Origin of the sequence: Paraburkholderia hiiakae, assembly GCF_904848665.1 — a bacterium.
Lineage (GTDB): Bacteria > Pseudomonadota > Gammaproteobacteria > Burkholderiales > Burkholderiaceae > Paraburkholderia > Paraburkholderia hiiakae.
Window position 1 is genome coordinate 50,794 of record NZ_CAJHCQ010000011.1, and the last position, 19,926, is coordinate 70,719.

At 63.6% G+C, this 19,926-nt stretch carries 18 protein-coding genes; 12 read left to right on the forward strand and 6 right to left on the reverse strand.

Going from position 1 to position 19,926, the window contains the following annotated elements:
* The first annotated feature begins 22 nt into the window (after window positions 1-22).
* From JMY28_RS20990 to JMY28_RS21025, 8 genes are all read left to right on the forward strand, one after another.
* A complete protein-coding gene (locus JMY28_RS20990) occupies window positions 23-1,468 on the forward strand; it encodes an aldehyde dehydrogenase family protein (RefSeq protein ID WP_201697835.1) in 1,446 nt (481 codons plus the stop codon).
* Window positions 1,469-1,537: 69 nt separating this feature from the next.
* On the forward strand, window positions 1,538-2,995 hold the full coding sequence (locus JMY28_RS20995) for an FAD-dependent monooxygenase (protein ID WP_201697836.1): 1,458 nt from the start codon (window positions 1,538-1,540) through the stop codon (window positions 2,993-2,995).
* 56 nt (window positions 2,996-3,051) lie between these two features.
* Window positions 3,052-4,023, forward strand: a complete 972-nt coding sequence (locus JMY28_RS21000) for a quinone oxidoreductase family protein (protein WP_201697837.1) — start codon at window positions 3,052-3,054, stop codon at window positions 4,021-4,023.
* Between the two features lie 37 nt (window positions 4,024-4,060).
* Window positions 4,061-4,468 carry a hypothetical protein gene (locus tag JMY28_RS21005; RefSeq protein ID WP_201697838.1) on the forward strand — a complete coding sequence of 136 codons (408 nt, stop codon included), beginning with the start codon at window positions 4,061-4,063 and terminating at the stop codon, window positions 4,466-4,468.
* Window positions 4,469-4,674: 206 nt separating this feature from the next.
* Window positions 4,675-5,868 (forward strand): DUF3500 domain-containing protein, encoded by a 1,194-nt coding sequence (locus tag JMY28_RS21010; RefSeq protein ID WP_201697839.1) that lies wholly within the window; start codon window positions 4,675-4,677, stop codon window positions 5,866-5,868.
* Window positions 5,869-5,966: 98 nt separating this feature from the next.
* The gene (locus tag JMY28_RS21015; protein WP_201697840.1) at window positions 5,967-7,124 is read left to right on the forward strand and encodes a Re/Si-specific NAD(P)(+) transhydrogenase subunit alpha; all 1,158 of its coding nucleotides are present in this window, start codon (window positions 5,967-5,969) and stop codon (window positions 7,122-7,124) included.
* Between the two features lie 12 nt (window positions 7,125-7,136).
* Window positions 7,137-7,457, forward strand: coding sequence for an NAD(P) transhydrogenase subunit alpha (locus JMY28_RS21020; RefSeq protein WP_201697841.1), 321 nt, complete (start codon window positions 7,137-7,139; stop codon window positions 7,455-7,457).
* Window positions 7,458-8,912, forward strand: a complete 1,455-nt coding sequence (locus JMY28_RS21025; RefSeq protein WP_201697842.1) for an NAD(P)(+) transhydrogenase (Re/Si-specific) subunit beta — start codon at window positions 7,458-7,460, stop codon at window positions 8,910-8,912.
* Between the two features lie 83 nt (window positions 8,913-8,995).
* On the opposite strand, the gene JMY28_RS21030 is transcribed toward JMY28_RS21025, so the two are convergent.
* Window positions 8,996-9,919 carry a LysR family transcriptional regulator gene (locus tag JMY28_RS21030; protein WP_201697843.1) on the reverse strand — a complete coding sequence of 308 codons (924 nt, stop codon included), beginning with the start codon at window positions 9,917-9,919 and terminating at the stop codon, window positions 8,996-8,998.
* Window positions 9,920-10,061: 142 nt separating this feature from the next.
* On the opposite strand from JMY28_RS21030, the gene JMY28_RS21035 reads away from it, so the two are divergent.
* Window positions 10,062-11,012, forward strand: coding sequence for a LysR family transcriptional regulator (locus tag JMY28_RS21035; protein WP_201697844.1), 951 nt, complete (start codon window positions 10,062-10,064; stop codon window positions 11,010-11,012).
* A gap of 27 nt (window positions 11,013-11,039) precedes the next feature.
* On the opposite strand, the gene JMY28_RS21040 is transcribed toward JMY28_RS21035, so the two are convergent.
* A complete protein-coding gene (locus JMY28_RS21040) occupies window positions 11,040-11,750 on the reverse strand; it encodes a TetR/AcrR family transcriptional regulator (RefSeq protein ID WP_201697845.1) in 711 nt (236 codons plus the stop codon).
* A 189-nt stretch (window positions 11,751-11,939) separates the two neighbouring features.
* Between JMY28_RS21040 and JMY28_RS21045 the strand changes: the two genes are divergently transcribed.
* A complete protein-coding gene (locus tag JMY28_RS21045; protein ID WP_201697846.1) occupies window positions 11,940-13,682 on the forward strand; it encodes a CocE/NonD family hydrolase in 1,743 nt (580 codons plus the stop codon).
* Window positions 13,683-13,686: 4 nt separating this feature from the next.
* On the forward strand, window positions 13,687-13,929 hold the full coding sequence (locus JMY28_RS21050) for a sigma 54-interacting transcriptional regulator (RefSeq protein WP_328809436.1): 243 nt from the start codon (window positions 13,687-13,689) through the stop codon (window positions 13,927-13,929).
* A gap of 83 nt (window positions 13,930-14,012) precedes the next feature.
* On the opposite strand, the gene JMY28_RS21055 is transcribed toward JMY28_RS21050, so the two are convergent.
* The 4 genes from JMY28_RS21055 to JMY28_RS21070 all read right to left on the reverse strand — a co-directional run bounded on the left by JMY28_RS21055 (window position 14,013) and on the right by JMY28_RS21070 (window position 18,959).
* Window positions 14,013-14,831, reverse strand: coding sequence for a sulfotransferase family protein (locus JMY28_RS21055; protein ID WP_201698030.1), 819 nt, complete (start codon window positions 14,829-14,831; stop codon window positions 14,013-14,015).
* Between the two features lie 144 nt (window positions 14,832-14,975).
* On the reverse strand, window positions 14,976-16,340 hold the full coding sequence (locus JMY28_RS21060; RefSeq protein WP_201697847.1) for an MFS transporter: 1,365 nt from the start codon (window positions 16,338-16,340) through the stop codon (window positions 14,976-14,978).
* 42 nt (window positions 16,341-16,382) lie between these two features.
* Window positions 16,383-17,147: an SDR family NAD(P)-dependent oxidoreductase gene (locus JMY28_RS21065; RefSeq protein WP_201697848.1), complete on the reverse strand. Its 765-nt coding sequence runs from the start codon at window positions 17,145-17,147 to the stop codon at window positions 16,383-16,385.
* A 57-nt stretch (window positions 17,148-17,204) separates the two neighbouring features.
* On the reverse strand, window positions 17,205-18,959 hold the full coding sequence (locus JMY28_RS21070; protein ID WP_201697849.1) for an FAD-dependent oxidoreductase: 1,755 nt from the start codon (window positions 18,957-18,959) through the stop codon (window positions 17,205-17,207).
* 162 nt (window positions 18,960-19,121) lie between these two features.
* Between JMY28_RS21070 and JMY28_RS21075 the strand changes: the two genes are divergently transcribed.
* Complete coding sequence (locus JMY28_RS21075; protein ID WP_236596972.1) at window positions 19,122-19,925, forward strand: IclR family transcriptional regulator; 804 nt, start codon at window positions 19,122-19,124, stop codon at window positions 19,923-19,925.
* Window position 19,926 lies beyond the last annotated feature (1 nt).

A 19,926-nucleotide genomic window follows, 5' to 3' on the forward strand; every position in this document is an offset into this window, starting at 1 on the left:
TGCTGCAGTTACTGAGGAAACCATGCCGGGAATTTATTCCAATCTTATCGGCGGAGAATTCGCTGCAGGATCGAATGCCTCTCGCAACATCAACCCATCGAATACCAATGACGTTGTCGGAGAGTATGCCCAGGGGTCCGTGGCGGACGTGAACCACGCGGTAGGGGCGGCCAGAGGCGCCTTCCCGGCCTGGAGCCGTTCCACACCCCAGGCTCGCCACGATATCCTGAAGAAGGCGTCTGATGAGATCCTCGCCCGCAAGGACGAGCTCGGGCGCCTTCTCTCGCGCGAGGAGGGCAAGACGCTTGCTGAAGGGGTCGGCGAGGTGCTGCGTGCCGGACAGATTTTCGCGTTCTTCGCCGGCGAATGCCTGCGTGCCGGGGGTGAGGCGATTCCCTCCGTGCGGCCTGGCGTAGGTGTCGAAATCACCCGCGAGCCGATAGGGATCGTCGGGATGATCACGCCATGGAACTTCCCGATTGCGATCCCGGCGTGGAAGATCGCGCCGGCACTCGCGTGGGGCAATTGCGTAGTCATCAAGCCGGCCGACCTCGTGCCGGGCTCGGCCTGGGCGCTCGTGGACATCATCCAGCGCGCGGGGTTGCCCCGGGGCGTACTCAATCTCGTCATGGGCCGCGGTTCGGTTGTCGGCCAGGCGCTGCTCGAGCACAAGGACGTGCACGCCATTTCCTTCACCGGGTCGGTGTCGACCGGCCGCAGAGTGGCGGCTGCCTGCATCGCCTCGAACCCGATGAAAAAGGTCCAGCTCGAGATGGGGGGGAAGAACCCGCTGGTCGTGCTCGACGACGCGGACCTCAACACGGCGGTCGAAGTGGCGGTCAACGGCGCCTTCTTCTCCACCGGCCAGCGCTGTACGGCGTCTTCGCGCCTGATCGTACAGGCTGGCATCCATGACCGCTTCGTCGAGGCCTGCATCGAGCGATTGAAGGCCATTGTTGTGGACGATGCGCTGAAGCAGGGCACTCACGTGGGACCGGTGGTCGACCAGAGTCAGCTGGAACAGGACCTCAAATACATTCAGATCGCGAAAGACGAGGGCGGCAAACTCGTCTTCGGTGGCGAACTCCTCCAGCGTGAGACACCAGGCTTCTATCTGCAGCCCGCGCTCTTCACCGAAACGACCAACAGCATGCGGATCTCGCGCGAGGAAGTCTTCGGCCCGGTCGCCAACATCGTGCGTGTGAGGGACTACGACGAAGCGCTCGCGGTGGCCAATGACACCGAATTCGGCCTGTCCGCCGGGATCTGCACGACCTCGCTGAAGCATGCGACGCATTTCAAACGCAACAGCGAGGCCGGCATGGTGATGGTCAACCTGCCGACAGCCGGCGTGGACTATCACGTGCCGTTCGGCGGCCGCAAGGGCTCGAGCTACGGCTCCCGTGAGCAAGGGACGTACGCCAGGGAGCATTACACCACGGTCAAGACGGCCTATACGATGGCTTGATGGCGAATGTGGACAAATCGGCGTCTGTGCAGGCTGCTGACGTCATCGAACAATGTTAGGGGAGTTTGGATGGTGGATTCATTCGATATCCTGATTGTCGGCGGCGGGCCGGTCGGCCTTTGGCTGGCCTGCGAAGTCAGACTAGCCGGCGCGAGCGTGGCAGTGGTCGAGCGACGCCAGGAAGGAGTCCTTCAATCTCGTGCGGGGACAATGCACAGCCGCACACTGGAGATGTTCGCGCTGCGCGGTCTGGCCGCCAGGTTTCTCGCTTCGGGCAAGCGGCAGCCGGAATGGCATTACGGCATGCTCGATACGCTGCTCGACTACTCGCGCCTCGACAGCCGATTTCCCCAGACGCTCAGGATTCCCCAGGCGACTACCGAGAAGCTGATCAGGGAGCGCGCAGCCGAGCTGGGCGTCGTCTACCTCTCTGGGCACCAGGCCGAAGCGATTCGGCAGGACCACTCGGGCGTTACGGTCGAAGGAACAACGGACAAGGGGCGGTTTCATCTGCAGGGGCGCTACCTTGTCGGCTGCGACGGCGCGCGCAGCCTCACGCGTCAACAGGCGGGCATCGCGTTTCTGGGCCACGAGCCGACGCACACGTGGCTTCTGGGTGATGTCAGGCTCGACCTGCCGGAAGGCGCACCGACGATGACGAAGTACAACGAGCACGGCGGCCTTCTGATTGCGCCACCCGGCGACGATGGCCGGAGCCGGATCGTGGTGACGACGCCCGACGAAACCAATCCTGCGCTTTTCCGGCAGGAGCTGACGTTGGAAGAGTTGGCCCGCAAGACTCGAAAGATTCTCGGCACCGACTACAACATGCGTGATCCGTTCTGGCTTTCGCGCTTCTCCAACGAGACCCGGCTCGCCGAGCGCTATCGAAGCGGGCGGATATTTCTCGCGGGCGATGCTTCGCACATTCACGCTCCCTTTGGCGGCCAGGGCTTGAATGTCGGCCTGCAGGATGCGTTCAACCTGGGTTGGAAGCTCGCCGCGGTCATCAATGGCGAGGCGCACGACGTCCTGCTCGACAGCTACGAGGCAGAGCGTCGGCCTGTCGGCAAGCAGCTCAATGACAGCACACTGACGCAAAACGTGCTCATGACGGCGTTCAGCCGGGGTGGACTGGGCCTGCGCAAGATGGTCTCCGATTGTCTGGCTTTTCCGGAGGTGAACGAGAAAATCGCCGGGCAGATTTCAGGTTTCAGTGTTGGCTACGAGGACGTCGGGCCGTTGCGTGGCTTCTCCGAAACGCCGTGCGTGACGGGTGTCGGCATGCGCGCGCCCGATTGTAGCGTCCGGCGGGAGGACGGCTCGGAGACCACCGTGTACCAACTCCTTTCCTCCGGCCACTGGCTCCATCTGTCGTTCGGAACGGACGCGACCGTTTCGCTTGTCGATGCCCTGCGAGAAGAGTCGGTCATCCAGATACGCAGCGCCGAGCGGCCGCACAAATTCTTCGAGGGCGCCACTGCCGTGCTGATCCGCCCCGACGGCTATTCCGCCGGGGTGCTTTGATGCATTTCCTCTTCTGCACGGGGCACAAATTCAACCGCCTTTCCCGGACATAAATCATGCCAAAAGTCGTCAAGATTAAAAACTTCGGTGCTGCCGAGGTTATGGAAATCACCGAAGAAGATAACGCTCCTCTCCAGGCTGGAGAGGCAAGGGTCGAGCACATCGCGGTCGGTCTAAATTATCTCGACATCATGCATCGACAGGGGCACTATCCATTGCCGTTGCCAACAGGTCTTGGCGTCGCGGGTTGCGGCGTGATTCGAGAGATTAGCCCGGAAAACCCTGAATTAGCAGTGGGCGATCTGGTGACCTATGCGGGCACTCCGCCGGGCAGCTACGCGGAACAGCGCGCTGTTCCAGCGGATCGATTGGTGAAACTTCCGCCCGACATCGAGCCAACGGTTGCTGCCGCGGCCCTCCAGCACGGCATTACAGCCGCGTTCCTGATCGAAGATGTTTTCCCGGTCGCGCGCGGGCATTTCGTCCTTGTTCACGCTGCGGCGGGTGGCGTGGGCACGATCCTTTGTCAATGGGCAAAGGCGCTTGGAGCCACCGTCATTGGCACGGTAGGCAACCAGGAGAAGGTCTCGCACGCTATCGAACACGGCTGCGATCACGTTATTGTTTCCACGGCCGAGAATGTCGCCGAGCGCGTGCGCGCTATAACCGCAGGCCGCGGCGTCGACGTCGCATACGATTCTGTGGGTAGGGATACCTTTGAATCTTCGCTCAAGAGCCTCGCATTTCGAGGCATGCTTGTGAGCTTTGGATCTGCATCCGGAGACCCGTCGCCCGTTCCTGTTGGCGATCTGGCGGAGGTCGGCTCCGTCTATCTGACGCGACCGCGGTTCATTCACTATACGCGGACAAGATCGGATCTGTTGCGCTATGCCACAGCCTTCTTCGAAAGGATACGCAACGGCCTGAAAGTGCCGATTGGGCGAACCTACCATATCGACGAGGTCGTTCTGGCTCACAAGGATGTCGAAAGCAGAAAAACCAAAGGGTCCAGTGTGTTCGTATTTTAGGGGAACACGGATCGATTCGAGCAGAGGAAACACGTGCATGACATTTGACGTTGAAATGCTTTTTGTGGACTCCGTCGATGGGGCCGAGCGCGTGGCCACGTCCATCACGCATAAGGACATCGTTACCGGCCTGTCTGCGGCGCTGGCCCCTCAGGCCGTTGCCGTGCTGCATATGTTGTATCCGCGCACCGACGCGCGCACGCACGCGAGCCTCGACGCACTGGTCGAGGCGCTGAACCGTCACAGCATGCATCAAGTCTCCCGCCTCATTGCCGAGAAAGCGCACTATCTGCTGTTTCGCAATCCCGTCAAGGCGTCGCGGGTGCTTCACGAAATCCGCAACGATTCGCTTGCTATCGGCGTGCATGTTTACTACAAGGGGCTCGCGGGCGGTGCGGCCGAACGCTTGCTCGATGCCGACGCCCGTGAACTGCGCCAGCGCTAGCGGCTGGAATTCAGGGCCGCTATCGGGCCGGGTACAGGACAGGTGTGATTATCCAGTGGCGCCTGAGGGTCTTTCCACGCGCGACGTGTTTATTGTGGCGCTGGTCGAGGGTATCTTCATCCTGTCTTGATACCGGTGCACGAGGGTGAGGGTGTTTCTATCCGGCTGGCTATGGATGGCGGCCAAATAACTGCGAGGGCGATACGATGGCAGGAGAAACAAAAAACTTTGGACTGCGAAATTGGCCACCGGCGCCGGCGATCCGCCCGTTCGAGTTGACGGCGCGCCAGCAGAAGCTGGTCGATATGGCACGGGCCGGACTGGCCGAACCGTTCCGCGGGATAAGCCACCCCGGTGCGATTGCTCAGGGCCTCGTGCCGACCGCAGGCCCCGGTGCATCGCTCGCCCCGGTGGTCAATGCGGCGCGCGCCTTCGTCGCGTGTCTCGACGCCGATCAGTGGCGCAGCGCTTGCCTCGCAATCGACGACGAGGCGTGGCGGCAGTGGTCCAATTTCCATCCCTGGCTGATGCCCCGCAGTGGGATCTGCCTTGCCGATCTCAGCCAGGCCCAACGCGAGGCGGCGTTGGCGCTGATGCGCGAGACGATGAGCGAAACGGGTTATGGCACCGCGCGCGACGTCATGCGACTCAACGAGCATGCCCTCGAAATAACGGGGAAGCCCGAGGAATACGGTGAGTGGTACTACTGGATCAGCATTTTCGGGACACCGTCGCCGGACGAACCCTGGGGCTGGCAGATCGACGGGCACCACCTCAACATCAATTGCTTCATGCTCGGCGATCAGCTCGTCACGACACCGGTCTTGATGGGTTCCGAGCCGGTCCTGGCGCGGTTCGGCAAATATAGCGGTCTGCGTGTGTTTGCGGCTGAGGAGGAACAAGGTCATGCGCTGATGCGCGCGCTGTCGGGTGAGGCGCGGCAACAGGCGACGATCGGCACTGAGCTACCGTGGGAAGTGTTCGCGGGTGCTTACCACGATAACCGGCATATCGAGCCGGTCGGTATCCGTTACGAGGACCTGCCACAGGAAGGCCGAGAGCGTCTCGAGGCGCTGCTGGCGACCTATATCGGGCACATTCGCCCCGGACATTCCGAACTGCGCTGGGCCGAGGCCAGGCGCCACCTCGGCGATACGCTTTTCGCCTGGATCGGGCCGTTCGACGATAGCAGCCCGTTCTACTACCGCATCTTGAGTCCAGTGATCCTGGTCGAGTTCGATCACCAGCCCGGCATCGTGTTCGATAACGACAAGCCGTCCCGCGATCACATCCACACGCTCGTGCGCACGCCGAATGGCAGAGACTATGGCAAGGATCTGCTGCGCCAGCATTACCTCCAGTGGCATAGGGATGTGCTTGACCAACGGCTGAAGGTCTGACCGGTCGCAAAAGAAACCATCACGACGCTGGGTGAGTGCGAGCTTACGCGTCATTTATCTTCTCACTTGTTTCGTTAACCTAACGGAATGAATTCGAAATGCACATCGGAATACCCGCGGAAACACAGACAAACGAAACCCGCGTGGCCGCGACCCCGGAGACGGTCAGGAAGTACGTCTCGCAGGGGCATCGCGTCACGGTCCAGGGAGGCGCCGGCGCGGCAGCGAGCTTTCCCGACGAGGGCTATACGGCCGTGGGCGCGCAGCTCGCCGATGCGGCCACCACCTTCGGCGCGGACCTCGTGCTCAAGGTTCATTCCCCCGCGCCCGGCGAACTGGCGCTCATGAAGCGCGGCGCCGTGCTTGTCGGCATGCTGGATCCATTCAACGCGGAAAACACGCGCAGGCTCGCCGAAGCGGGTCTAACGGCCTTCGCGCTCGAAGCCGCGCCACGCACCACGCGCGCGCAAAGCCTCGACGTGCTCTCCTCGCAGGCCAACATCGCGGGCTATAAGGCGGTGTTGGTCGCGTCGAGCCTCTATCCGCGCTTCATGCCGATGCTCATGACCGCCGCCGGTACGGTGAAGGCCGCGCGCGTGCTGATTCTCGGCGCGGGCGTGGCGGGGCTGCAGGCCATCGCGACCGCGAAGCGCCTCGGCGCGGTGATCGAAGCCTCGGACGTGCGCCCGGCCGTGAAAGAGCAGATCGAGTCGCTCGGCGCGAAGTTCCTCGACGTGCCTTTCGAATCGCAGGAGGAACGCGAAGCGGCGGCGGGCGTGGGCGGCTATGCGCGTCCCATGCCGCCTTCCTGGCTCGCGCGACAGTCCGCGCTCGTGCACGAGCGGGCAAAGCAGGCCGACATCGTCATTTCGACGGCACTGATTCCGGGCCGCGACGCGCCTACGCTGCTGCCTTCGGAAACCGTGCAGGCGATGAAGCCGGGCTCCGTGGTGGTCGACCTCGCGGCAGGGCGCGGACGGGTTGCCGATCCCGCCACAGGGCGGCGCGGCGGCAACTGCCCGCTGAGCGAACCGGACAAGGTGGTGCTCAGACACGGCGTGACGATTGTTGGCTACACCAACCTGGCGTCGATGGTGCCCGCCGACGCTTCGGCGCTCTACGCGCGCAATTTGCTGGACTTCCTGAAGCTGGTTCTCACGAAGGAAGGCGCGTTGAACATCGACACGGCCGACGACATCGTCGCGGCGACACTCCTCACACGCCACAGCGAAGTTGCGTGCGAGGTAGAACGATAAAGGAGAACCGCGATGGAAATCGTCAACCATACCGTCATCAATCTGATCATCTTTGTTCTCGCGGTGTACGTCGGTTATCACGTGGTCTGGAATGTCACGCCCGCGCTGCATACGCCGCTCATGGCCGTAACCAATGCGATCTCGGCGATCGTGATCGTGGGTGCGATGCTCGCCACGGGTCTCACTGTTGGCTTGCCGGGCAAAGTCTTCGGCACGTTTGCCGTGCTGCTCGCGGCCGTGAACGTGTTCGGCGGGTTCCTCGTCACGAGGCGAATGCTGGAGATGTTCCGCAAGAAGGAGCCGAAAAAGGCTGTCGTGAAGGAGGGGGTATAGATGAGTGCGAATGGGGTTACGCTGCTTTATCTCGTGGCGTCGGTCTGCTTCATCCAGGCGCTCAAGGGGCTGTCGAATCCGAAGAGCGCGCGCGCCGGCAACATGTTCGGCATGGTCGGTATGGCCATTGCCATCCTCACCACGCTTGCGCTGATCACGAAGGAGTCCGCACAGTTTGGCTCGAATCTCGGGCTTGGTCTTGCGCTGCTGTTCGGGGCGCTCGTGGTGGGCGGTGGCCTTGGGGCCTTTGTCGCCGCGCGCGTCGAGATGACGAAGATGCCCGAACTCGTCGCGGCCATGCACTCGCTGATCGGTCTGGCGGCGGTGTGCATTGCGTATGCGGTCGTCTCTGAACCGGCAGCGTTCGGGCTGGTTGCAGAGGACGCGCCGTATCCGGGCTTCCTGCCGTACGGCAACCGCATCGAGCTGTTCATCGGCACGTTCGTCGGCGCGATCACGTTCAGCGGTTCGGTCATAGCCTTCGGCAAGCTCTCGGGCAAGTACAAGTTCCGCCTGTTCCAGGGCGCGCCGGTGGTTTATCCGGGCCAGCATCTGATCAACCTGATGCTCGCGATCGGCATGATCGGCTTCGGTATCCTGTTCTTCATCACGCAGTCGTGGTTGCCGTTCATCATCATGACGCTGATCGCATTCGCGCTGGGCGTGCTCATCATCATCCCGATCGGCGGCGCGGACATGCCGGTGGTCGTCTCGATGCTGAACTCGTACTCGGGCTGGGCGGCGGCGGGCATCGGCTTCTCGCTGAACAACGCCATGCTGATCATCGCGGGCTCGCTCGTCGGTTCTTCGGGCGCGATTCTCTCGTACATCATGTGCCACGCGATGAACCGCTCGTTCTTCAACGTGCTGCTGGGCGGCTTCGGCGGCGAGGCGGGCGCGGCGGCGGCGGGCGGCGCGCAGGAGCAGCGTCCGGTGAAGTCGGGTTCGGCCGATGATGCGGCGTTCATGCTCGGTAACGCGGAAAGCGTGGTGATCGTTCCGGGCTACGGCCTTGCGGTGGCGCGCGCGCAGCATGCGCTCAAGGAATTGACCGACAAGCTCGTCGAAAAAGGCGTGGACGTGCGTTACGCGATCCATCCTGTGGCGGGCCGCATGCCGGGCCATATGAACGTGCTGCTCGCGGAAGCGGAGGTGCCCTACGACATGGTGTTCGAGATGGAGGACATCAACAACGAGTTCGGCCAGACCGATGTCGTGCTCGTTCTGGGCGCGAACGACGTGGTGAATCCGGCGGCCAAGAACGACCCGAAGTCGCCGATCGCGGGCATGCCGATCATCGAGGCGTACAAGGCGCGCACGATCATCGTGAACAAGCGTTCGATGGCGGCGGGCTACGCCGGGCTCGACAACGAACTGTTCTACATGGACAAGACGATGATGGTGTTCGGCGACGCGAAGAAGGTGATCGAGGAGATGGTGAAGGCTGCCGCGTGATGAGCCAGCGGGTAAGTGCTTGCGGGCGCTGAGAATGAACTGGCCGCGGTCCTTCGCGCGGCCGGAAAACGCCAGCGCCCGCTTTACCAGCCTGGCATGGCATCGAGCCAGCGCTGCCCGTCGGCAAACCGCTCGACCAGCATATCGAGGAGCAGCCGGACCTTGGTGCTCAGCTGTCGCCGATGGGGGTAGAGCGCGACGATCTCCAGTTCCTGGGTCCGGTAGTCGGGTAGCAGCGGCACCAGCACGCCGGAGGCGAGGAGATCGGAAACGACAAACGGGGGGCACAGACACAAGCCGAGTCCGGCAGCGGCAGCCGCGCGCATCACCGTAATGCTGGCAGTGACGAGGTTGCCTGACACGCGAGTGCTCGTTGCATTGCCGGCAGGGTCGACGAAATGAAAGTCGTTGCGGTAGATCGAATGAGCGTAAAGCAAGCAATTGTGGTCGGCCAGGTCGGCCGGGCTGCGTGGCGCGGAATGCGCTTCGAGGTAGGCGGGCGCGCAGCACAGCACATAGTTCCACCTCGCCAGGGTCCGTCTTACCAGCGTCGAATCAGGAGGGGACGCCGGCATGATCGACAGGTCGAATCCCTCCCGCGCAGGGTCGATGGGGCCAACCATGGCGTCGGTCTGGAAATCCAGCGAGACATCCGGGTAGTCGCCGGCGAAGCGGGTGGCGATCGGCGCGATGGACCGCTCCAATGCCTGGTGGCAACGCAGCCGCAGCCGGCCGCGCGGCGTGACCTGTAACGCGCTGGTGATCTCGTCGGCTTCCGCCAGTTCCTGCAAGATTTGCGAGCAGCGCTCGTAATATTCGCGACCGATCTCGGTCAGACCCACACTACGCGTGGTGCGGTTCAACAGACGCACACCGAGGCTGTCTTCAAGCGCCTGAACGTGATTGCTGACCGTTGTCGTCGACAGGTCGAGGCGGCGCGCCGCCGCGGTAAAGCCGCCGCTCTCGACGACGCGGACGAAGGAGGTAACACTGGCCATCCGATCCATGCGTTCCCTCTGATTATCAGGTCACGGTTGAGAGAGTCACTTTGAGTAGCGCGTCAATCTTAGGATTCGCCAATATATACTTCCAATATAAATATTGGCCATCGTCTATAGCCGTATGGCTATGGGTCCGGAGATTCCTCGCATGCGTACGTTCGACCCCTATTTCACATTGCAAAAGCTCGAAGTGTTCTGTCTCGTCGCGGAACTACAGAGTGTGACGCGCGCGGCCGACCGGCTATGCGTTGCGCAGCCGGTGGTCACCGCTCATCTGCGGGGCCTTGAGACCAAGCTCGGGGTCTCGCTCGTCAAGCGCGTCGGCCGCAATATCGGGCTCACCGAAGCCGGGGAGCGCGTGTACAAATGGGCGAATGATGTCCTCACGCGCACGCGCGAGATGGAGCGCGAGTTGTCGGGGCTCGAGGATGGCGCGGCCGGCCGCGCAGTCATTGCCGCATCCATGACGCCCGGCTCCTATCTCCTGCCGGCGCTCGTATCCGACTTTTACGCAGCCCACCCGGAGGGGTTGGTCAGCATCGAGAGTTCGAACCCGCAGGCGGCGCTGGATGCGGTACGCACCGGTGCGTGCGATTTTGCGGTGCTCGTCATGCATCCGTCGGAGAACCGGGAGGGTCTGACCGTGTACATGCTGTGGGAAGAGGCGTTGCTGCTGGCAAGCGCGCCCCACAGCAAGCTGACCGGCGCCGTCGCGCAGCCTCGCGAGTTGGCCGCACTACCTTTCATCAGCGCGCCACGTCATATCGTGCGCCGCGAACTCGAGGAAGCGCAACTGCGTGAACATGGCATCGATACCCGCAACGTGATCCTCGAGTTTGGCCATCCGGAATCGCAGAAGCACGCGGTCAAACGCGACCTCGGCTTGTGCTTCTTTCTCGAGTCGGCAATCCGCGCAGACGTTGAACGCGGCGACCTGCGCGTCGTGCAGACGCCCGGGCTGGAGATGTCGGTTCCCCTTTTTCTCATTCACCGTCGCGACAAAGTGTTGTCGCCATTCCAGAGGGCCCTGATGGAGCACATCAGGGCATCCACATCATCTTCCACAAGGTCGACGCGTGCATCGGGATCGCGCGGGTGACGATCACGTGGGCCATCGTCTCCGGGCTCATGACCGCGCCTTCAACTTCGGGGCGGACTTTTCCGTGCGGTGGGCCACCGCAATCGCCTCAAGGCCCGCCATCACGAATCGCACGTAGTCCTCTACAATCGCGTCACGGTCGGTAGTCGCGGCGGGTAAAACCGCCGCCTGGATCTGCCTTGGCGCGATCATCATGGCGATGCAGGGCAGCACGGTGAACAGCACCGCGCGTTGAACGGCGGCGTCACCGGGCTTCATGCCCAGCGTCTGTGCAACGAGCCCCAGCATGAAGGCCGCTTTCGGCCGCACCGCCTGCTCGATGAGCGCAGGAACGGCGGGCGAGGGCGCAAGCACTTCGCGCAGCATCAGCAGGAATCCCCACGGCTTTTCGGCGTTTGTGGCGAGGCTCACAAGACGCGTGAGCACCGCGCGCAATTGCGCCTTGGGGTCGCTGGGCGCCTGCGCGAGCGAGGTGAGTTCGTCCAGACCCACGACGTGCTTGTGCGCCTCGACCAGCGCGGCCTCATAAAGCGCTTCGCGGCTACCAAAGTGGTAGTTGACCGACGCCATGGGCGTGCCCGCGCGCTCGCAGATCTCCTTGCTGGTGGCGTCCGCGAAACCGCGCTCGGCGAACACGCGTCCCGCCACGTCGAGCAGATGCGCGCGCGTGGCGGCTCCATCGGGGCGGGACGCGCGGCCGGAGCGGGAGGTGGCGGGCTTTTTCGGGCTTGTCGGCATGGTGGAATCGGTGCTTCGAGAAATAGTTTGAATTTGAATTTTAATTCACATATCATTCATTCTACTTCATCTGCGTCCGGACTGCGAACGGGCGCGAGGCCGGGGCGCGCCACGCACCGGGTCGGCTACGCCCGCGCAGATCACCCGTCACAACGGCTACGGCCGGACGCTTTTCGATGGAGCCAACTCATGCCGCCAGCAGTCGCCGGGTTCGAACCCGGCCAACGCCGCCTCAACGGTCACCAGACAACCGGGCGCGAATACCGCAATCTTTCCGTCGCCGCATTTGATATGGACTCCGAATTCGATGTGCCCGTGCCGATGCGCGATGGCATCGAACTGCGCTCGGACATCTATCGGCCCGCAGCGTCCGGTCGGTACCCGGTGCTGGTCTCCGCTTCGCCGTATCCGCGTCAGATTCAGAACCTCGGCGCGCCGCTCGGCTTCATCGAAGCCGGTGCAAGCGACTACTTCGTTCCGCGTGGCTATGTGCATGTCATCGTCAACGTGCGGGGCACGGGCGGATCAGGCGGGACGTTCGGGTTTTTCGACGCGCAGGAACGGCAGGACATGTACGACCTGGTGGAATGGGCCGGGCGACAACCCTGGTCCGACGGTAACGTCGGCATGGTGGGCATCAGCTATTTCGCCATGACGCAGCTCGAAGCGGCGGTCGAGCAGCCGCCTTCCCTGAAGGCGATTTTTCCGGTCGCGGCGAGCATCGACCTTTACGAAGCCGCTGTTCACAACGGCCTGGCTAGCACCCACTTTCTCACGCCGTACCTTTCGATGATCGGCATGACCTCGGCGCACGAAAGCGGATTCTTTCGCAACCGGATCGTGGATGCTGCGCGCTATCTCCTGAAAACGCCCGCCATTCATAAGCACTTCGAAACCACGAACGGAGAGGCCGCGATAGCCGGCCTCAAGGGATTGCTGAAACTGCACCATGCGCCGCACCCGTGGGACGATCTCTGGCGCGCCTGCGTCGTGGAGCATCAAACGCGCGACGCGTGGTGGGAGGCGCGCAGCCTCGTGCCGTTGCTCGAGCGCGTGAAGGTGCCCGTTTATCTCGGCTGCGACTGGGACAACGTGCCGATGCATTTGCCATCCACGTTCAGAGCCTGGCATGGCCTGACCAACAGTCCTGCCGTTCGCGTTGCGATGCTCGGCGAGCATGGCCTCGCTTGGCCGTGGGAAAGCCTGCATATCGAGGCACTTGCGTGGTTCGATCACTGGCTGAAGGGGCGGGACACGGGCATTCTCGAAGGCGATCCGATCCGCTACTACATGCCCGGCGCGGACGAATGGCGCACTGCTGCCGCGTGGCCGCCGAAGGGGACTGGGCATGAGTGGCTCGCGTTGCGCGCGGACGGCGTCCTGGATGTCGAGGAGGGCCCCGAGGGTTGCCGGCAACTGATCGCTTTTGGCCACGGCTTGAGCGGCCATCGGACCAGCGTGGCCGATCCCGCGACGAGCCTCGTATGGCATAGCGCGCCGCTGGAAAACGACGTGGACGTGGCCGGCGATGCGGAAGTGCGGCTCGAGGCCACGAGCACCGCGCCGGACACGGCATGGATCGTGATGCTGCAGGACGTCGATCCCTCGGGCGTCGCGACCAACGTCACGGCAGGGTACCTGCGCGCGAGCCTGCGCGAAGTCGACGAAGCTGCGAGCCGGGACGGATCGCCCGTGTTGCCGTGCAAACAATTCGAGGCGGTGCCGATCGGCACGCAAGTGCAGTACCGCATTCCGCTCGTTGTCACCGCCAGGCGTTTTCGTGCCGGTCATCGCTTGCGGTTGCTCATCACGAGCGACGATCAGGATGCCGATGTCCCCGCCATGCTCGGCTTCCGGCATGCGAGTGTCGGTACGAGCAGCGTCAACACGATTGCCTCATCGTCGCGCCTCCTCTTGCCGGTTTTGCGGTAGTGGCTTGCCTCGCCGCGTGCCCGTGCAGGTGCGCGTGATCGCCGCGACGCATCGCGACCTCATGCGCGGTGTGCGCGAGGGCAGCTTTCGCGAGGACCTGTATTACCGGTTGCATGTCGTGCCGATCCACCTGCCGCCGCTCTCGGCGCGCATTTCCGACATCGTGCCGCTCGCCGAGCATTTCCTCGCTCGCTCGCTCGCGCGGGCGCGCGCAAGCATCTTTCCGCCGACGCCGCGGCGCACCTGATCCGTTATGGCTGGCCCGGCAACGTGCGCGAGCTGAAGAACGCACGTGCGAAAGCGCGCCTTCTGAGCGCTGCCCCGAATGTATTATCTGGATTCCGAAATAGTTGCGGGTGCCGCATAGCCAAGTTCCGTCGCCGCCCTTTCCGCCAGGGCCAGGAGCGCATTGTCCGTGGTTGGCGTAGGCGGTACGACGTAGAGATCGGCAATATCGGTCACCGGGTCGCTGAATGGCGTCGGCGCGCTGCGCTGGGCGTGCAGAAAATCGCGGATCGGCGAAGCGTCCGCGAGGCCCAGGAAACGGCCGATGCTGGCGATGGTCGTGTCCGCATCCTCGATCAGATTGCGATAGCCGATCGTCAATGTCTGCTCCGCCGGGACTTCAGCAAAGAAGTCGATGATTTCGGTTACATACTGGCCCCACACGCGAACGCCGTCGTTGACGGACCCGATCCAGTGCTTGCGCACCAGCGAGTTGGCGACCCAGCCAGGGTCGCGATGAAGATGAATGAAGTGTGCGTTGGGTAACAGCTCGTGTATGAGCCGCAGGCATGACCCGGAGCGCGGCAAGCGCTCGATTGCGCCGATGCGGCCGGAAAGAATCGTAGGATCGGCGTAAGGGGGATGCTTGTCGCCCCAGATGGGCGCCGACATTTCCAGGTCTTCACGATAAAAGCGCTCGACCCAGGCGCCAAGCGTGCGGCGGCTAAAGGCGTTGAAGCGGTCGCGGCAGGCAGGGCTCAGCAGATCGGGGCGCTGGCTGCCCACATCCAGCATTTCCTTGACCAGCGCGAACACGCGGCATTCGTTGGTGAGCTGGATGTGGGGGTGCGCGTTGAGAACCGAGCAGAGAAACGTCGTTCCCGAGCGTGGTGCGCCGACAATGAATAGCGGAAAAGAACGCATTCTGCCATCTCCCTGGTTCGTCCTGCGTCGTCCTGCGCCGGTTTTGCGTGATGCCTTCGTTTGCACCGATGTTACCGGCCGATGCTGGCGCGAAACTGACAACGCGATGGCGGAGGCGACAATGCGCCGGCTGCGCCGCGCGGGCTATGGCTCCATCGCGTTCACCGGAGCAAATGCCCGCTGCGGCTTCATCAGCATGAGCGCACCGGCTGAGGCCAGCGCCGGCAGCGCAAGCATGGCGAAGAGGGCGTCGAAATTCCAGCCGAGCCCGAGCAGCGCCGCGCCGACGAACGAACCGGCCATGCCGCCCACGCGGCCCACGCCCTGCATCCACGCTACGCCCGTCGTGCGAGCTTCGGTCGGATAGATCATGGACGCATAGGTCGACATCGACGTCGCCGCGCTCGTGACGAGCGCGCCGCACAGGAAGAGCGCAACGCCGAGCAACATGGGGTGGTCCACGCTCGCGCCCAGCACGGCGACGAGCAGCGCGGAGAGCAGATAGTCGACGGCGATCGTGCGGTTGGCGCCAAAGCGGTCCATCAGGCGGCCGGCGATCAGGTTGCCAATGAGGCCGCCAAGCGGGAACACGGACGCCATCAACGCACCGTGCTCCACGCTGAAGCCGGCCTTGCGCAGCAGTGTGGGCATCCAGTTCGTCATGAAGTAGTAGACGAGAAGGCTCATGAACATCGTGAGCCACAGCAGCAGCGTGCGGCGCCGATAGTCGTGGGCCAGCAGAAGCGCCAGTGCCGCTTTGCCGCCTGATTTGTCGCGCGTCGCCAAAGGCGCGGTGTGGGCAACGAAGGTGCACCCCGTGAAGTCCCTGCCCGGCGCGATGCGGCGCAGAATGCGCGCGATACGCCGCTCATTGCCGGGGCGCACGGCGAGAAATTGTGCGGATTCCGGCTGGAATACGAACAGGACGAGGGCCAGCGCGAGCGGCACGACGCCGCCCGCCATCAGCACGCTGCGCCAGCCGAAATGCGGAATGAGCCATGCCGAGGCCGCGCCGCCCGCCATGAGGCCGCACGAGAATCCGCAGTACATGGCGTTGACGGAAAGGGCGCGAAAACGCTGCGGCGCGTATTCGGACATCATGGTGATGGTCGTGGGCATCGCAGCGCCGAGACCGAGTCCGGTAATGAAACGCAACGCGGTGAGCGCGCCGATTGACTGGGCCTGCGCCGCAACGAGCGTGCAAATGCCAAACGCCGTGACCGACGCAACGAGCACGCATTTGCGGCCGAAGCGGTCCGCCACCGGCCCGGCCAGAATCGCGCCGAGGCCAAGCCCCGCGAGCGCCGCGCTCATCACGGCGCCCAGTTCGCCGCGGGCCACGCCCCATTCCTGGACGAGAGACGGCGCGATGAACCCGATTGCGGCGGTGTCGTATCCGTCCGCCGAAACAATCAGGAATCCAAATAGAAGTACGAGCCACTGCAATGGGGCAAAGCGCTCGGCGTCGATGAACGATTGCACATCGATGGGGTGGGGTATGCGATTCATCGCCGCCTGTCTCCTGAGTGGTTTTCGAAAGTCCCGGGCGCTTCAGGCCGCGAGATAGCCGCCGTCCACCGGCAAGGTCACGCCGGTGACGTAGGTGGACATCGGCGAGGCGAGAAACAGCACCGCGCCGACGAGTTCTTCGGGTTTGCCAACCCGCTTCATGGGTACGCGGCTCATGAAGCGTTCGAGCTTTGCCGGGTCGTCGCGCGTGAACACGGTCATGGGCGTTTCGATCACGCCCGGCGCGATGGCGTTCACGCGGATGCCGTCGCGCGCGAGATCGACGGCGAGCGACTGGGTCAGCATCTTCACGGCACCCTTGGAAGGCGAATAGCCAAGCGTGTTGGGCTGGCCCGAGAACGACGCGATCGACGCGACGTTGACGATCGCACCGCGCGTCTTGCGCAGCGAAGGCAGGCAGGCGTGGCACACATTGAACGTACCTTCGTGATTGACCTTCATGACGCGCTGAAGGTTGGAGAGCGCGTTCTCGCTGTCGATGCCTTCGCGCACGAGGATGCCCGCGTTGTTCACGAGCACGTCGATTGCGCCGAGCCTGGCCGCGATATCTTCGGCCACGGCGCGGCATTGGGCGGCGTCGGTCACGTCGAGCTGGCACGCGTAGGCCGCGTGCCCGTGGGCTTCGATGGTGGCGGCGGTCTCGCGGGCGTTGGCTTCGTTCATGTCGGAGACAACGACGGATGCGCCCGCCTCGGCGAGTCCGATGGCAATGGCGCGGCCGTTGCCTTGGCCTGCGCCGGTGACGAAGGCAATCTTGCCGACAAGAAGTGGGAGAGTGGATTTCATTAGCGTAACTAAATGATTGAGGAATCAGGCGGGAGCGGATTCGTCTAAAGAAGGCGCTCAGTGCGCCACGAGCGAGGCTTGCGCCGGTATGGAATTCGGTTCGGAATTCACCTGCCGTGCGCGCTCGGCAATATGGTTGGCCGCGATAAAACCGAATGTGAGGCCAGGTCCAAGCGTGATGCCCGCGCCGTTGTATTCGCCGCCCATGATGCTGGCGGCGTCGTTGCCCGCGGCGTACAGGCCGGCAATGGGCGAGCCATCGCGCGCAAGGGCCTGGGCGTGCTCGTTCGTGCGCAGACCCATGAACGAGCCAAGGTCGCCCGGCACGAGCTTGATCGCATAGAACGGTCCGTTGGCCAGCGGCTCGACGCATGGATTGGGCGCGTGCAGCGCATCGCCCTGGTAGCGGTTGTAGGCCTTGCTGCCACGGCCGAATTCGAGGTCGCGGCCAACCCGCGCGCATTCGTTGTACTGACGCACGGTCGCCCCGAGCGTGGCCGCATCCACGCCAATCTCGCCGGCGAGCGCTTCAACCGTTTTGCCGCGCTTGAGATAGCCATTGCGCAGGTGCGCGCCGAGCGGCATGGGGAAGGGCTTGACGAAGCCGAGCCCGTAGCGCCGGATGGCCGCGTGGTCGGCAATGAGCCAGCACGCGGTTTCCGTCTTGCCCTTCGACGTGGCGATCATCGCCTGCACGAGGTCGTGGTACGAGTTCGCCTCGTTCGCGAAGCGCCGCCCGTCGAGGTTCACCGCGATCACTCCGGGTTTCGCCCGGTCGATGAAGTGCGGCATGATGCCAGTCGACCCATCCTTGCGCGGCACGAGCGACATGGGCGTCCACGCGGCAGCATTCGAAAGGCTTCTGTCGAACACGCCGCCCACCGCTTCGGCCATGCGGATGCCGTCGCCAACGTTGGTCTGTGGCGTAGGCGAGTAGTGGCCGTGCCCTGCCTGCACATGCGGATAGGTGGACTTGCGCCGCTCGATGTCGTGCGGGAAGCCGCCCGTTGCGAGCACGACGGCGTGCCGCGCCTTCACTTCGATTCGTTCTCCTGCGCGTTCGAGCACCGCGCCCGTGACGCGGCCGCCCTCGCACAGCAAGCGTGTGGCCGGGCATGAGAGCCAGACGGGAATATCGAGGTCTGCCGCGGATCGGGCAAGCCGCGCAGCGAGCGCGTTGCCGTTGGTGAGCGTCATCCCCCGGCCGAACTTCATCACTTCCCGAAAGTGCTTCATAAGACGCTTGGTCACGTACCAGGCGGATTCGAGCGAGCGCGTCACGCGCATGAAGTGGACGATGTCCTTGCCCGAGCCGATCGTGACGCCAAAAACCGTCAATTCCGGCAGCACCGGGCCGAGGGTCTTGAGCAGTGGCCCAAGCTCGCGCGCGTCGTAAGGGCGCGTGACCATCGAGCGGCCGCCTTGCGCCGCGCCGGGCGCTTCGGCGTGGTAGTCCGGGAACGTGAGCGGCATGTCGAACTGCACCGCGGTGCTGGATGTGAAGAATTCCACCGCCTTCGGGCCGTTCGCGAGAAAGGCGCGCACGCGCGCTTCGTCGAATCCGCGGCCCGCCTGGTCGCGGATATAGGTCAGCGCCTGATCCGTCAGTTCATGGTGGCCCCACGCCTTGGCGAGATGCGTGTTGGGAATCCAGAGCCAGCCGCCCGAGCGCGCGGTCGTGCCGCCGTAGTACGCGGCCTTCTCGGCCACGATCACCTTCAACCCGCGGCTCGCGGCGGTAATAGCCGCCGACATGCCGCCCACGCCCGAGCCAATCACGAGCACATCGCATTCTGCTTGCGTTAAAGACATCGCCTTCTCCGTTCTGATGCGGACGGCGTCGACCAACGCCGTCTCCTTGATTGTTAGATTAAACCTAGCTCGCTAGAGAATATCTTGTAGTTAACCCTATGCAACTGCACTAGATAATGACTAATGCTATACTGCGCCCACCTTTGGATAACGGGGACGGACGTGGAAAACACCGAAACGGAGGCAGTGCCTGAGCGCGAGCGCCGTGGCATACAGTCGATCGAAGTGGGAGGAGAGATCCTCAAGGTGCTGGCCGACGAGGCAAGGCCCATGGCGCTGCGCGACCTTGTGAAGGCCGCGGGCATGCCGTCGGGCAAGATCCACCCGTACCTGGTGAGCTTCGGCAAGATCGGACTGGTCGCGCAGGACCCGGCCACGGGGCACTATCTGCTCGGGCCCATGGCGATCCAGCTGGGACTTGCCAGCCTGCAGACGCAAAACCCCATCCGCGAGGCCACGCCCTTTGCCGAGGCGTTGTCGGAAGAGACTTCGCATGCGGTGGCAATCGCCGTGTGGGGCAATCTGGGCCCGGTGATCGTGCGCCTGATCGACGCTTCCTATCCCATCCACACGAACATCCGCACGGGCACGGTCATGTCGCTCGCGAATACGGCGACCGGCCGCCTGTTCTCGGCGTTTCTCCCGCGCAAGTTCACCGAGACGCTGCTACTCGACGACCGTATCCGGCTCGGCCCCGACATTGCGCATCCGCTGGAAGCGTCGGTGGTCGAGGCGATGATCGAGGAAGCGCGCGAGCGGCGCATGGCGCGCAGCATCAATCATCCGACGCCGGGCATCGTGGCGTTCTCCGCGCCGGTCTTCGACTACTCGAAGAACATTGCCTTGACGCTCACCATCATGGGCCCGACCGGCACGCTCGATACCGATTGGGACGGCCCCGTTGCCCGCGCGCTGCGCGATTGCGTGGAGGCGATTTCGCGGCGGCTGGGCTACAGGGCGGCATGAA

What these genes read in the sequence shown, in the direction of transcription:
- JMY28_RS20990 (WP_201697835.1), top strand. Translation starts at nt 23, where the DNA reads ATGCCGGGAATTTATTCCAATCTTATCGGCGGAGAATTCGCTGCAGGA.
- JMY28_RS20995 (WP_201697836.1), top strand. Translation starts at nt 1,538, where the DNA reads ATGGTGGATTCATTCGATATCCTGATTGTCGGCGGCGGGCCGGTCGGC.
- JMY28_RS21000 (WP_201697837.1), top strand. Translation starts at nt 3,052, where the DNA reads ATGCCAAAAGTCGTCAAGATTAAAAACTTCGGTGCTGCCGAGGTTATG.
- JMY28_RS21005 (WP_201697838.1), top strand. Translation starts at nt 4,061, where the DNA reads ATGACATTTGACGTTGAAATGCTTTTTGTGGACTCCGTCGATGGGGCC.
- JMY28_RS21010 (WP_201697839.1), top strand. Translation starts at nt 4,675, where the DNA reads ATGGCAGGAGAAACAAAAAACTTTGGACTGCGAAATTGGCCACCGGCG.
- JMY28_RS21015 (WP_201697840.1), top strand. Translation starts at nt 5,967, where the DNA reads ATGCACATCGGAATACCCGCGGAAACACAGACAAACGAAACCCGCGTG.
- JMY28_RS21020 (WP_201697841.1), top strand. Translation starts at nt 7,137, where the DNA reads ATGGAAATCGTCAACCATACCGTCATCAATCTGATCATCTTTGTTCTC.
- JMY28_RS21025 (WP_201697842.1), top strand. Translation starts at nt 7,458, where the DNA reads ATGAGTGCGAATGGGGTTACGCTGCTTTATCTCGTGGCGTCGGTCTGC.
- JMY28_RS21030 (WP_201697843.1), bottom strand. Translation starts at nt 9,919, where the DNA reads ATGGATCGGATGGCCAGTGTTACCTCCTTCGTCCGCGTCGTCGAGAGC.
- JMY28_RS21035 (WP_201697844.1), top strand. Translation starts at nt 10,062, where the DNA reads ATGCGTACGTTCGACCCCTATTTCACATTGCAAAAGCTCGAAGTGTTC.
- JMY28_RS21040 (WP_201697845.1), bottom strand. Translation starts at nt 11,750, where the DNA reads ATGCCGACAAGCCCGAAAAAGCCCGCCACCTCCCGCTCCGGCCGCGCG.
- JMY28_RS21045 (WP_201697846.1), top strand. Translation starts at nt 11,940, where the DNA reads ATGCCGCCAGCAGTCGCCGGGTTCGAACCCGGCCAACGCCGCCTCAAC.
- JMY28_RS21055 (WP_201698030.1), bottom strand. Translation starts at nt 14,831, where the DNA reads ATGCGTTCTTTTCCGCTATTCATTGTCGGCGCACCACGCTCGGGAACG.
- JMY28_RS21060 (WP_201697847.1), bottom strand. Translation starts at nt 16,340, where the DNA reads ATGAATCGCATACCCCACCCCATCGATGTGCAATCGTTCATCGACGCC.
- JMY28_RS21065 (WP_201697848.1), bottom strand. Translation starts at nt 17,147, where the DNA reads ATGAAATCCACTCTCCCACTTCTTGTCGGCAAGATTGCCTTCGTCACC.
- JMY28_RS21070 (WP_201697849.1), bottom strand. Translation starts at nt 18,959, where the DNA reads ATGTCTTTAACGCAAGCAGAATGCGATGTGCTCGTGATTGGCTCGGGC.